The organism is Clostridium sp. chh4-2 (genome assembly GCF_002899675.1).
GTDB lineage: Bacteria > Bacillota > Clostridia > Lachnospirales > Lachnospiraceae > CHH4-2.
In genome coordinates, this window is the sequence record NZ_PKUU01000013.1 from 56043 (window position 1) to 69687 (window position 13645).

Below are 13645 nucleotides of genomic sequence, written 5' to 3' on the forward strand. Positions count from 1 at the left end.
CTGTTCAGGAGAAAATCGGTATATTTGTACCAATAATATTACTTGGGACTGAAAATCAGCATACTTCGTAACACACAAAGAAACCGCTGTAGATCCCATATTTTAAGAGATACAGTGACTTTTATGTCTGATTAACTATCAAAGACGTGATAATAACACTGCTTCCTATCCAGGTGAATGTTTTATTTTTTATTATTGAAAAGGCTCGATACTTTCAGCTCGAAACGCATATATTTTTGTAGAAATAAAAGACACATAATGGTAATATAGGTATATATTGTGTAGGCGGAGGAATTATGGAACAGTATGAGGAAGAACTATATAGTGGAAAGCGAAATGCAATAACAGGTTGGCAGGGGTATGAATATCAAGGGATGATGGGATTATTGCGTTTCCTGGAATAAGTGGTTTCAGAATATGAAAAGAGGCCGGGCAGACCTGCAGAGCTGGATTTGATGCTCAAGTTTGAGTGGGTGGAAGATTTTGTGTTGCTGGAGGATGGAAGATACATTAAATACAAAAATGACAAAGCTGGGATAGAGATGATTATGTACAATGTGCAGGATGAATTGTATAATACTAATGTATAAGCACTTTATTAATGAAAATGAACTGGATACATGTCATCGATTATACGAAGACATACGAAAATCAAGATTAGAAGAAGGAGAACCGCTCTCTGTCCAACGCCTATAGGCAGTGGACAGAGTTTTGGCTAAAATGTATGAAGAAGAAAAATGAAATCTCAATCGTGCGTTCATCTGCGGCAGAATACCTTACTTTTTTAACTGCCACCGGACAGAGTGATGTAAATGCAATCTATGCGGACGAAAATGTGTGGCTAAGCCAAAAAATGTTGGGGTTGCTTTATAATGTTGAATCCCATACCATTACCTACCATCTGCAAAAGGCATTTAAAACAGGTGAATTAGACGAAAATTCAGTTACTCGAATTTTTCGAGTAACTGCCAGTGATGGGAAAATCTACGATACGAAGCACTACAATCTGAAGGCAATCATTTCCGTGGGTAATAAGGTGGATTCGCCAAGAGCTGTTCAATTCCGTAAGTGGGCCAATGACATTATTGAGGAATACACTATAAAAGGCTTTGCGATGGATGATGAGCGTCTGAAAAACGGCGGTACTGTTTTAACAAAAGACTATTTTGAAGAACAGTTACAGCGTATTCGTGAAATAAGACTCTCCGAAAGACGTTTTTATCAAAAAATCACGGATATTTATGCTACCAGTATTGACTATGATTCAAAGGCGAATTTGACAAGGCAATTCTTTGCTCGTGTTCAAAATCAACTTCATTGGGCAATTCACGGAGAAACAGCCGCAGAAGTTATCTATCATCGTGCAGATAGTGAGAAAGAGCATATGGGTCTTACCACATGGAAGGATGCACCAGACGGGAAAATACAAAAATTTGACGTGACTGTTGCAAAGAATTATTTAACGGTAAAAGAGTTAAATGCTATGTCCAGAATTGTCAGCGCATATCTTGATCTTGCCGAAGCAAAGGCAGAAGATGAAATTCCTATGACGATGGAAGACTGGGCAAAGCAGTTCGAAGGTATCCTTCGACTTTCACAAAAGGAAATTTTGACAAATGCTGGAACCATTTCTGCGGAGATTGCCAAACAGCACGCAGAATCCGAATTTGAAAAATACAGAGTGAAACAAGACCGTTTATTCGAAAGTGATTTTGACAAGTTTATGTTAGGAATGGATACTTCGAAAGGCGAAGACACAGTGTGATTAGATGAGTTTGCCAAAGGAAAAGGCAGTACGAATATTGGGTTAGTGTGTCTATGGAAGAACCGTCAGAATAAAGTGTACTTGAACGGAGAGCAAGAAATGAACAAGAAAGTGATTAAAAAAATATTAAAAATGTTTTCCCGTATTTGACTCAATCGTGTCGGGGAGCCCGATAATACAGAGTGTGAAACTGATTGGGGCGGTGACCCATGTGTTTATTCAGGACTCGACCAGGGGGTATGGAATATTTGTGGAGAATATGATTGAGCATTGAGATCTCTCTTTAATAGGAAATCCTGTAAAAGCTGCAAATGTTTTTACAGGATTTTTTCATGTAATAAAGGTCGAAGGCTGTAAATGATGAGCGGCATTTCCTGTTCTGTTTTTAAGTGCCTGCCAAATCAGTTAAAAGGCAATATCTTCTTTCAACTGTTCCAAAAACGCCCGGGCAGCTTTTGAAAATGGTTGGTATTTTTTCCAGACAATATAGACCCCGGCGTTTAGTCCTGGCTTAAAGGGACGAAAGCACAATTTACTGTCAGAAGTACCAGTAAACAAATCAAAATCAATACAGATGGAATACCCCATTCCATCTGCAACCATAATCGTAGCATTATAGGGCAAATCTGTTGTGGCTATGATGTTCAGTTTCTCTGGCATTTCGCCAATCCATCTGGTTAAGAATCCATATTCCATAAATTGTCTTGGCATAATGAGTGGAAGACCCCGTAAATCCTCCGGGCAGATTGCATCTTTTTGTGCAAGAGGATCGTCTTTCCTCATAATGACTCCACAAGATTCCGCAGCAGGCTGATAGAGAAAATCATATTGATTTACATCCACCGGCTCAATCAGAAGGCCAAAATCAAGAAGCCCTGCTTCCAGCCGTTCCAATATTTCCATGCTGTTGCCGCTATAGATATGAAAACAGATGTCGGGATGTTTTTCTGTCAGATGTTTGGCGGCTGTAGAGAAATAATGGAATGAGTCGAATTCTCCGGAACCAATATATACCTCTCCGCTGACGGCCTCCTCTCTTTTTGCCAATTCAGATTCCGTCTTCTTGACTAATGTTAAAATCTCATCTGCGCGTTTTCGCAGTAAAATACCGTCTTCCGTGAGGGTAATATTCCGATTGCTGCGGATAAACAGCTGCTTGCCGACTTCAAGCTCCAGCTCTTTCATCTGTCTGGATAAGTTTGGCTGTGTCAAGTGCAGAGTATTGGCTGCTCCCAGAATACTTCCTTCCCGTGCTACAGCCAAAAAGTAGCTCAATGTGCGTAATTCCATAATTTTGTATGCTCCTTCCACGAAATATCCTGAAGCTATAGTGTTATAGGGATTTATAGTATTATAGTATCAAAAAAAGATATACTTATCAAGTATATCTGGATATAAAATACAAGTATTTGATATATCAACATTTTTCTATTACAATGACTTCAGAGGTGATGGATATGTCTTATTTACCGCTTAATAGAAGGGACTTGGCGCAGACACTAACCGATTCCTGTTATCCGCCTGAAAAGATACAGCAATTTCTGGAGGCATATGATAACGGACAAAGGAAGGAATTAATTACAGTTTTGTCTGCACACCGGAGAGCTCTTCTAAATAAGATTCATGAGCGACAAGGGAACTTGGACTGCCTGGATTATCTGATTTATCAGTTAAAGCAGCAGTCTGAAACAGCAAACAAAGAGAAATCATAGGAGAGGTTCATATTTATATTGATGGGAGAGGGTCATATGGTAAAGAAGAAAAATCTGAATTATGATGAAGTAGTAAAAAATATTATCGCTAATATAGGCGGTAAAGAGAATATCAACAGCGTCCGTCATTGCATTACCCGCGTTCGTTTCCGGCTAAAGGATGAAAGCAAGGCCGACGATGAGCTTGTGAAGAATCTGGAAGGGGTGCTTTCCGTTGTCCATGGAGGCGGTGAATATATGACGGTCATCGGCGATGCGGTGGAAGATGTGTATGATGCGGTTTGTGTGCAGCTGGGAATGCAGAATGGAGCAGGAAGCGAAACAAAAGCAGAGGAAGAACAGAAAGTGAATCCGGCCATGCGTGTACTGAATATGATCGTCGGCGCTGTTCTTCCCTGCCTGAATATGATCTGTGCAGGCGGTATCATAAAAGGCTTGCAGACAGTACTTCAAATGACTGGTATGATTCCGTCCGGAAGCGGACTGGATTTAATCATCAGCGCAATGGGAGATGCGATATTTTTCTTCCTTCCGGTTTTCTTGGGAATGAATCTGGCAAAGACGTTAAAGGGGGACGGTTTTTTGGGTGCCCTTATTGGCGCGATTCTCTGCTATCCCACGATTAACGGTGTGAACCTGGAATTGTTTGGACATACAATTAACGCCACATATACCAGTTCCTTTCTGCCGGTTATCGCAGTTACGGCCGTTGCGATTCCACTGGCAAGATGGTTAAACAAATACATCCCCAAAGTGGTTGCCAATTTCGTGACACCGGTAATTACTCTGGCGGTTGTTATCCCGTTTGGATTTACCCTGATTGGACCGGCCGTCAATATGGCGGGCAGTCTGGTGAACACGGGGATTACCGCCTTACTGGATACAGTTCCGCTGCTTGCCGGTATTATATTTTCCGCATTGTACCAGGTTATGGTTTTATTTGGTATCCACACTGCGCTGACATCATTTTCTTTCATGAGTCTTCTGGAAGGAAATCCGGACGCGGTTATGGCAATGTCCTGCCTGGTCTGCTTTGCACAGACTGGTGTTGTATTGGGGATTTACTGCAAAACCAGGGATAGGAAGCTGAAATCCATTGCACTCCCGGCGTTTATTTCCGGTCTGTTCGGGATTACAGAACCAGCCATTTATGGAGTGACGCTTCCGCGCATTAAAATGTTTGTATTGTCCTGTGCCGGAGCGGGTATTACCGGGGCCATCATTATGCTGACAGGTACGAAAATGTATAGTTTCGGTCTTGGGGTATTTGCTGTCCTTGGAATGGTGAATCCGGAAGCCCCGAATTTTATCCCTCCGCTTCTGGCCGTAGCAGTTCCGTTTGTGGTATCATTTATGCTTGCTTACGTTTTACATAAAGATGAGGCAGTCCCTGCTTCTGACTCTGCACAGATAACGTCAGGCAGCGAAACAGCAGCCGGTAAGAAACTTGTGATTGAGTCTCCCGTACCGGGAAAGGTTGTTTCAATCAGCCAGGTACCTGATGAAACATTCTCCAGCGGTATACTTGGTAAGGGATTTGCGGTTGAGCCTTCAGAAGGAAAAGTGTATGCGCCGTTTGACGGTACCTGCGTAACCATATTTGAAACTTTACATGCCATGGGCCTGGAATCGAGCAATGGGGTCAGTCTGCTGATCCATGTGGGACTTGAAACGGTTGGACTGAATGGGAAACCATTTAAGGCCCATGTCGGTAATGGAGATAAAATTAAAAAGGGACAGCTGCTGCTGGAGTTTGATATAGATGAGATTAAGGCTGCCGGCTGCCCGGTTATTACACCAGTATTAGTTGCCAATGAAAGCGAAGTTGGCAAAGTTGTGATAGAAAATGATAAAATTGTGATTGGAGGTTAAGAATATGAAATTTCCTGAAAATTTTTTATGGGGCGGCGCAGTTGCTGCTCATCAGTGTGAAGGCGGCTGGAATGAAGATGGAAAGGGGATCGGTGTTGCTGATATTATCACCAATGGGAGTCATACGGTCCCGCGGAGAGTTGATTCCAGCCTGGATCCGGAACTGTTTTATCCTACCCATGAAGCCATAGATTTTTATCACCATTACGAAGAGGACATCGCTCTGTTTGCTGAAATGGGATTTAAGGTATTTCGTCTGTCAATCAACTGGCCCCGGATTTTTCCTACCGGTGAAGAAGAAAAAGCGAATGAGAAAGGACTGGCTTATTATGATAAGGTGTTTGACTGCTGCAGGAAGCATCATATTGAGCCTTTGGTGACAATTTCCCATTATGAACTCCCGTATGCGCTGGCAGAGAAATACAACGGCTGGGCTGACCGCCGTCTGATCGATTTATATATGAATTATTGTAAGGTCATCTTTGAGCGTTATAAGGATAAGGTGAAGTATTGGCTGACGTTCAATGAGATTAACTGCGGTACGCTGTTCACTGGAACAACGATTGCAATCAGCACCATTCAGGGATATACAGGTCCCTCCCTGGAAGCTCCCGTCACAATGCAGACGCGTTATCAGGCACTGCATCATCAGTTTGTGGCGTCGGCCCGTGCTGTGAACTATGCCCATGAAAACTACCCTCAATTTAAGATGGGAAATATGATTGCATTTTTACCGGACTATCCTTATACCTGTAATCCGGATGACGTGCTGGCAGTCCAAAGCCACATGAGGATGGTAAACTGGTTCTGCTCTGATGTTCAGGTACGAGGCAGTTATCCCAGCTATTCCAGACGTTTCTTCGAAGAAAATAATGTGGAGATCAAGATGGAACCGGGGGATTTGGAAGAACTGAAAAAGGGGACGGTTGATTTTTACACATTCAGCTATTACATGACGTTCTGTGTTTCCACCGATCCTTCTGTAGAGTGCGCCGCCGGAAATCTGTTGGGAGGGGCGAAAAATCCTTATTTGAAAGCTTCTGACTGGGGATGGCAGATTGATCCCAAAGGTTTGCGCTGGACGCTGAACGAGATTTATGACCGGTACCAGATTCCGTTAATGGTGGTCGAAAACGGTTTGGGAGCACATGACGTGAAGGCAGGGGATGGAAAGATACATGATGAGTACCGCATTGACTATCTGCGTCAGCACATCGAGCAGATGGGCGAAGCGATTGCCGATGGAGTTGACTTAATCGGGTATACCCCATGGGGCTGCATTGACCTTGTCTCCCTGTCCACTGGCGAGATGGCGAAACGATATGGTTTTATCTATGTCAATAAATTTGATGACGGAACCGGTGACTTAACCAGGGAACGCAAGGACAGTTTTTACTGGTATCAGAAAGTGATTGCCACCAATGGGAGCGACTTGAGTTAATATTGATAAAGGTTTTGTATTCTGATATAATGACACGAAAAGGGGGCGGGAACATGGAACTTCGGGTGTTGAATTATTTTCTGGCGGTAGCCAGAGAGGAGAATTTTACAAGGGCGGCACAGATGCTTCATGTTACTCAGCCCACCTTATCGCGTCAGATTGCACAGCTGGAGGAAGAACTGGGGGTAGAGCTTTTTACCAGAAGTAATCATAATATCATTTTAACTGAATCTGGCATGATACTGAAGCACCGGGCGCAGGAAATGCTGTCCATGGCAGAGAAAACACGTCAGGAGCTGCTGCAGAGAGACGAGGAACTTACCGGAAAAATTTGTATTGGCAGCGGAGAGTTTCAGGCCACCAGATTACTGGCTCAGATTATTTCTTCTTTTTCGGAGAAGCATCCCCTGGTCCAGTATGAGATTTACAGTGGAAATGCGGAAAATGTCCATGACCATATTGAAAGAGGGCTTTTGGACATAGGACTGATGGCAGAACCGATTGACATCCGTAAATATGATTTTGTTTCCATGCCGGTAAAGGAACGCTGGGGAGCCTGGGTATGTGCGGATTCTGACTTGGCACAAAAGGAAGGGATTCAGCCGGAGGATCTGATCGGCAGACAGTTAATCATCGCCAAAGGTGAATTTCTGAAAAGCAGTATTGGAAAATGGCTTGGTGATTTAAACACCCAGGTGAAAATTATTGCGACCGGTAATCTGCTATACAATGAAGCGATGCTTGCGGAGAATCGTCTGGGTATCGTGCTTGGAATTAAGCTGAACTGTACGTTTGAACATCTGCGCTTTATTCCTCTATACCCTTCCCTTGAAAGCAGTACAGCCCTGGCCTGGAAAAAAGAGCAGGTCTTTTCCCCTGCCGCCAGCAGCTTTATAAAGTTTTTAAAGCAATACGAAAAAGTAATATCTGATGATAAAATATAGGCATTAGACATTACAACATAAAAGGATTAAGATGAGGGTGTTCCTGAATGGAGCACCCTTATTTTCATGAGTAAAAAGCGAGGTGGAACTATGACAATCAATGAAGCAAGTGAACGGTATCATATTCCGGTTGAAGTTTTAAAGGAATATGAAAGCTGGGGGCTGTGTGATGAAGTAAAGAAAGTGATGGGGGTATGGCAGTACGATGACCAGGATATACAAAGGCTTAGTATGATTATGACGCTCCATGACGTTGGCTTTGACAACAGCGAGGTTGAGTCCTATATGCGCCTTCTTCTGGAAGGGGATTCAACCGAAAAAGAACGGCTGGATATGTTAAACAAAAAACGGGGAGCGACTCTTGACGAACTCCATTTTAAACAGAAACAGTTAGACCGCGTGGACTATTTGCGGTACAAAATTCAAAAAGCGCATAAGTAAGGTTCAAAGAGAAGGAGGACTCTACAATGAAAAAAATACTATCGTTCATCTGGGCCTGTTCCATGGTGTTTGCTGTGACCGCCTGCGGCAGTCAGGACAGTGTGCCTGCTCCTGGCACGACAGCGTCAGCTTCTTCACAGGAAACCGTCAACGAGGTACAGCAAACGGAATCTCTGCAGAGCGGCAGCGGGGAGAACGCTTCCGTTATGGAGGAAACCGGCAAGGAAGCGGGTTCTGATATTCTGGTCGCATATTTTTCCGCAACGGGAACTACTAAGACCCTGGCAGGATATATCTCTGAAGTTACCGGGGGAGATTTATATGAAATCGTACCGGAAATCCCGTATTCATCGGAGGACTTGAATTATAGTGACAATAACAGCCGGAGCACCAGAGAACAGAATGATGAAGACGCCCGCCCTGTAATCTCCGGCAGTGTGGAGGATATGGACCAATACGGAACAATCTTTCTGGGCTATCCAATCTGGTGGGGAGAAGCGCCGCGTATCATCGATACCTTCATGGAATCTTACGATTTCAGCGGAAAGACGATTGTTCCATTCTGCACTTCCGGAGGCAGCGGGATTGGCTCCAGCGCACGAAATCTGCATGACCTTGCAGCTTCGGATGTAACCTGGCTGGATGGGGAACGGCTTAGCAGTGGTATCTCACATGAGGAAATGGTGAGCTGGATTGATGGTCTTTCACTGGATGTGATGGCCCGGTGAAGACGGCAAAATTAAAGAGGATGGTGGATGTATGTCTGCTTGTCATGCTTCCTGTTTTGATGGCAGAAATATTGACCGGCCAGGAATTTCATGAATGGCTTGGGACGGCGATGGCCGTTGTGCTGCTCCTCCATCATCTGTTAAACATAAATTGGTTAAAAAATATCGGGAAAGGGAACTACACGCCGCTTCGCAGTCTTGGCACGGTTATGAATTTGCTCCTTTTTGCAGATATGTTTGTTTTAATAATCAGCGGTATCATGATGAGTGGATTTGTATTTGAGTGGCTGCCTGTTTCAGGAGGCATGATTCTGTCCCGCAGACTTCACCTGTTTGCTTCCCATTGGGGGCTGATCCTGATGTCCCTGCATACCGGGATACATTGGGGAATGGTGATAAGACTGGGAACAAAGTTTCGGAAGAAATCAGAATCAGAAGACGGACTGACCTGGCTTGCCAGAGGCCTGGCAGCTGCAATTTCCATATTCGGTATCTATGCTTTTATACAGCAGGACATGCCAGACTATCTGTTCTTAAAAACGGCCTTTGTCTTTTGGGATGAAACGAAGCCGGCTGCTATGTTTTTTTTAGAAACACTTTTCATTATGGGATTGTTTATAACAGCCGGTTACTATGGACAGAAACAAATGAAAGGATTAAAAGGGAACGGCATGAAACATAAGACGGCAAAATATCTCACTTTTTTAATTCCAATCCTGGTCTGCATAGGAGTTATTTTCTGGCTGATGAGAGGAAACCGTATGTCCCCAGCCGGTTCATGGGAAGCCATGCCCCCTGTGGAAGCGGAAGAAACTCTCTCACAATCAGTCAATCAGAAACAGGAGGAAAAGGAAAGCCAGACAGAAATAAACGATGGTTTTGTCTTGATTTCCGGTGGAACGTTTTTGATGGGAAGTCCGGAGAGTGAAGCGTGGAGAGGGGATGATGAACAGCAGCATACGGTTACGGTCAGCGATTTCTATATGAGTCCCTATGAAGTGGCACAGGAGGACTATGAAGCGCTGACTGGAAATAATCCCAGCAGTTTTGATGGTTCTAAACTGCCGGTAGATAGCATTTCATGGGTGGATGCCATTACTTACTGCAACCTGATGAGCGAACAGGCGGGATTGATCCCGGCATATCAGATAGATGGAGATGAGATTTTCTGGAACCGTAGTGCTGACGGTTACCGTCTCCCAACAGAAGCAGAGTGGGAGTATGCCTGCCGCGCGGGGACAACAACACCCTTTCATACAGAGGACTCCATCAGTTCAGAGAAATGCAACTATTGGGGGAACTACCCCTATATGATTGAGGATAACTATTTTAACCAGAGCAGCTTAGAAACACGCCCCGGAACGTCCAGGTATGAAACCGTTCCGGTGGACAGCTTTGAACCAAATAGCTATGGGCTCTATAATATGCATGGCAATGTTGGGGAATGGGTTTGGGATTTATATGGAGCGTATGGCAGCAGCCAGCAGACAAATCCTGCAGGAGCAGATACTGGAAACCTCCATATCAGCAGAGGAGGAGGCTGGAATGACTTTGCAAAGAATGTGCGTTCCGCTTATCGTGCAACCGCCCAAGGAGGACGCGGCGCTTATAATGTCGGCGTTCGTCTTGTGAGAGGAGCAGTGCCGGATGGAGGTGTTCTTGTAAGCGGCCAGTCAATGCAAAAAGAGACGAATGCCGGAAGGGTTTTAATTGCTTATTTTAGCTGGGGAGGAAATACCAGAGGGATTGCAAAAGAAATTGCGGTACAGACAGGAGCGGATCTCTTTGAAATTACCTGTGTGGAACCCTATTCCAAGGATTACAATACAGTGCTGGAAGAAGCGCAGAGGGATCAAAATGCACAGGCACGGCCAAAGCTGGCGGCTCAGGTGGAAAACATGGAGCAGTATGATACCATTCTGCTTGGATATCCCAACTGGTGGGCCTCCATTCCAATGCCAGTCGCTTCGTTCCTGGAAGAATATGACTTTAAAGGGAAGACAATCATACCATTTTGCAGCCATGGCGGCGGCAGATTTGGGCAGAGCCTGACCGTGATTGCAAAGCTGACACCGGACGCAATGATTGGCGAGGGACTGGCGGTTAGCTATTCAGGCGGCTCGTCCCTGTCATCGGATGTGAGTACATGGCTTGAAGAGAATAAGGTGAAATGAAAATGGAAGGAGGTAAAGGGAACATGAAGATTGTAGTTTTACAGGGAAGTCCCAATAAAAGCGGTTCTACCAGTATTTTGACAGAGCGCTTTACACAGGGCGCAGCGGAGGCCGGACATGTTGTTGAGAGGATTGATCTAAGGGATAAGAAGGTAAATGCTTGCACAGGCTGTGTCGCTTGCGGGTACAACGGCCCTTGCGTTCAGAAGGATGACAACGAGCAGATTAAGGAGGCGATCCTGAGTGCCGATATGATTGTTCTGGCCACGCCTTTATATTACTTCGGAATGTCGGCGCAGTTAAAAACGGTGGTAGACCGATTCTGTGCTTACAACAGTAGTATTAACAGGAAGAACATGAAATCTGCTTTGCTTACGGTTGCGTGGAATGCGGATGACTGGACATTTGATGCATTGGAGGCCCACTACCGCACACTTGTCAAGTATCTCAATTTCCAGGACGCCGGAATGGTATTGGGCAAAGGCTGTGGAAGTCCTTCCATGACAAACAGTACCGGCTACCCTAAGATGGCATACGAGCTGGGGAGAAATTGCTGAAATGTGATTGCAAAATGCATGGCTTTTGGAAAAAATAGGATGAGAGGAGAACGAAAATAATGAAAAGAAAATGGCTGCTACTGCTTACGCTTCTCATAAGCATGACGATGTCTGTGACTGCGTTTGCAGGTGTTTGGAAAACCGGAGCGGGAGCAAATCAAAACCGATGGTGGTATGATAACGAAGACAGTACCTATGTGCAGAATGGCTGGCAGTGGCTGGATGGAAATCAGGACGGAATTGCGGAATGTTATTATTTTGACGGTAATGGATGGATGCTTTCCAATACCACGACTCCGGATGGATACCGTGTTAATGAGAATGGCGCCTGGATTTCGGCAAGCGGTGTGGAAACCAGGGCTGTGCAAAATACGCCGGCCAGTTCAGAAACTACTGCAAAAGGAGAAAATGTGCTAATTGTTCATTTCACAAGGACAGGAACTACAGAGCAGGCGGCACAACAGATCCAACAGCTGACGGGCGGGAGGCTTGTGGAATTAGAGGCAGAAGCCCCATATAGCGGTTCTTACGAAACAACCCTTGACCGTGCGAAACGGGAACTTCATTCTAATGCAAGACCGGCACTGATTACCCGGATAGAGCAGATGGAAACTTATGATACGATATTTGTGGGATATCCCATCTGGCATGGAGATGCGCCTATGGTGATCGATACATTTCTGGAGTCTTATGATTTTACAGGCAAGACAATTATACCGTTTTGCACCAGTGGTGGAAGCGGGATTGGTACAAGTATGCAGACAATACGTGGCTTGTGTCCTGATTCCACCGTACTTCAGGGAAGCCGGATTGGAAATACCAGTGGGATTCAGACATGGCTTAGTCAGCTTGGGTTTTAATAAATATCCATCACAAGAGCGGTCAGCGACGAAGAGTACAACAAGCTGTAGAACCTCAAACAAGGCTGACTATATAGATGGGAAGTGAGCTTTGTCTAATGTTATTCCGAATATCTTTTAGCGGCTCAAAACATATAGAAGTCTGTCGTAAGCGCAGGGGATAGTGGACGAAGCATAGCCCACTGTCCCCTGATAAATTTTTTACGACCTTCTCAAAGGTAGTATGTGATTATATTTTAAGATTATTGTGGTGAAAAACAGGGGGAAGGGTTGGGAAGCGGTTGGGAGGGGGCGGTAGAATCTGATATACGAAAAAGTAATATCTAATGATGAATTATAAGCATTAGACATTATAGAATTCTATGATTACAATAAAAGTGTTCCAGACAGGGAACAGCCTAATTTTTCCTGTAAATGGAGGTGATGAAAAAGTGACAGTCTATGAAGCAAGTGAAAAATATCATATTCCGGTTGAGGTTTTGAAGGAATATGAAAGCTGGGGACTGTGCGGCGAGGTAAATCTGATGATGAGATTCAGGCTCTGGAAACTCTGGGAGACCAGGCTGGATTGAATGTAATTCGTTATTGGGAAAAGAAAATGGAATAAGGGAGGATTTTTAATGAGCAAGATTTTAGTAGCCTATTTCTCTGCCAGCGGCGTTACTGCCAAAGCGGCGGCTAATCTCGCCAAAGCTGTAATGGCGGATTTGTACGAAATCAAACCTGCCGTTCCCTACACTTCGGCAGACTTAAACTGGAACGATAAGAAATCCCGCAGTTCGGTGGAAATGAGTGATAAATCCCACCGTCCGGAGTTGGCTGATCACGCTGCTCCTATTTCGGAGTATGATACAATTCTTTTGGGTTTTCCTATCTGGTGGTATACTGCGCCAACCATCATTCAGACCTTTCTGGAGAGTTACGATTTTGCCGGCAAGACGATTATCCTTTTCGCTACATCAGGCGGAAGCGGACTGGGGAGAACAGCATTGGAGCTGTCACACAGTTGCCCCGGCGCTGTCATTAAAAACGGAAAGCTGCTGAATGGCCGCGAATCAGAGACTGCGTTGCGTCAGTGGATGGAGAATATGTAAACGGAATTTTGGCGAATGCCGATGATTCAATAAAAACTAAAAAACAGTTGGAGGAAG

General features: G+C 44.6%; 14 protein-coding genes. 13 read left to right on the plus strand and 1 reads right to left on the minus strand.

Features of this window, described 5'->3' with window-relative positions; genetic code table 11:
* Positions 1–404: 404 nt before the first annotated feature.
* The 3 genes from C0033_RS27075 to C0033_RS27780 all read left to right on the plus strand — a co-directional run bounded on the left by C0033_RS27075 (position 405) and on the right by C0033_RS27780 (position 2039).
* On the plus strand, positions 405–590 hold the full coding sequence (locus tag C0033_RS27075; RefSeq protein WP_103228629.1) for a hypothetical protein: 186 nt from the start codon (positions 405–407) through the stop codon (positions 588–590).
* 134 nt (positions 591–724) lie between these two features.
* A complete protein-coding gene (locus C0033_RS14650) occupies positions 725–1765 on the plus strand; it encodes a virulence RhuM family protein (protein ID WP_103228630.1) in 1041 nt (346 codons plus the stop codon).
* Positions 1766–1967: 202 nt separating this feature from the next.
* Positions 1968–2039 (plus strand): SpoIVB peptidase S55 domain-containing protein, encoded by a 72-nt coding sequence (locus tag C0033_RS27780; RefSeq protein ID WP_242984513.1) that lies wholly within the window; start codon positions 1968–1970, stop codon positions 2037–2039.
* A 131-nt stretch (positions 2040–2170) separates the two neighbouring features.
* Here C0033_RS27780 and C0033_RS14660 read toward each other — a convergent pair whose 3' ends face one another.
* Entirely contained in the window at positions 2171–3055 is an 885-nt protein-coding gene (locus C0033_RS14660) for a LysR family transcriptional regulator (RefSeq protein ID WP_103228631.1), read from the minus strand.
* 458 nt (positions 3056–3513) lie between these two features.
* Here C0033_RS14660 and C0033_RS14670 point away from each other — a divergent pair, with 458 nt between their 5' ends.
* From C0033_RS14670 to C0033_RS14715, 10 genes are all read left to right on the plus strand, one after another.
* Positions 3514–5349 carry a glucose PTS transporter subunit IIA gene (locus C0033_RS14670; protein WP_103228725.1) on the plus strand — a complete coding sequence of 612 codons (1836 nt, stop codon included), beginning with the start codon at positions 3514–3516 and terminating at the stop codon, positions 5347–5349.
* Between the two features lie 4 nt (positions 5350–5353).
* On the plus strand, positions 5354–6790 hold the full coding sequence (locus tag C0033_RS14675; RefSeq protein ID WP_103228633.1) for a family 1 glycosylhydrolase: 1437 nt from the start codon (positions 5354–5356) through the stop codon (positions 6788–6790).
* Positions 6791–6843: 53 nt separating this feature from the next.
* A complete protein-coding gene (locus tag C0033_RS14680) occupies positions 6844–7734 on the plus strand; it encodes a LysR family transcriptional regulator (RefSeq protein ID WP_103228634.1) in 891 nt (296 codons plus the stop codon).
* Between the two features lie 66 nt (positions 7735–7800).
* On the plus strand, positions 7801–8175 hold the full coding sequence (locus tag C0033_RS14685) for a MerR family transcriptional regulator (RefSeq protein ID WP_347501127.1): 375 nt from the start codon (positions 7801–7803) through the stop codon (positions 8173–8175).
* Positions 8176–8201: 26 nt separating this feature from the next.
* Complete coding sequence (locus tag C0033_RS14690) at positions 8202–8903, plus strand: flavodoxin (RefSeq protein WP_103228635.1); 702 nt, start codon at positions 8202–8204, stop codon at positions 8901–8903.
* Positions 8904–8923: 20 nt separating this feature from the next.
* Positions 8924–11077 (plus strand): flavodoxin, encoded by a 2154-nt coding sequence (locus C0033_RS14695; protein ID WP_180994746.1) that lies wholly within the window; start codon positions 8924–8926, stop codon positions 11075–11077.
* A gap of 23 nt (positions 11078–11100) precedes the next feature.
* On the plus strand, positions 11101–11634 hold the full coding sequence (locus C0033_RS14700) for a flavodoxin family protein (protein WP_103228726.1): 534 nt from the start codon (positions 11101–11103) through the stop codon (positions 11632–11634).
* A 59-nt stretch (positions 11635–11693) separates the two neighbouring features.
* Positions 11694–12494 carry a flavodoxin gene (locus C0033_RS27460; RefSeq protein WP_242984508.1) on the plus strand — a complete coding sequence of 267 codons (801 nt, stop codon included), beginning with the start codon at positions 11694–11696 and terminating at the stop codon, positions 12492–12494.
* Positions 12495–12856: 362 nt separating this feature from the next.
* Entirely contained in the window at positions 12857–13066 is a 210-nt protein-coding gene (locus C0033_RS27785) for a hypothetical protein (protein ID WP_347501128.1), read from the plus strand.
* Positions 13067–13114: 48 nt separating this feature from the next.
* Entirely contained in the window at positions 13115–13588 is a 474-nt protein-coding gene (locus C0033_RS14715; protein ID WP_103228637.1) for a flavodoxin, read from the plus strand.
* The last annotated feature ends 57 nt before the right edge of the window (positions 13589–13645 follow it).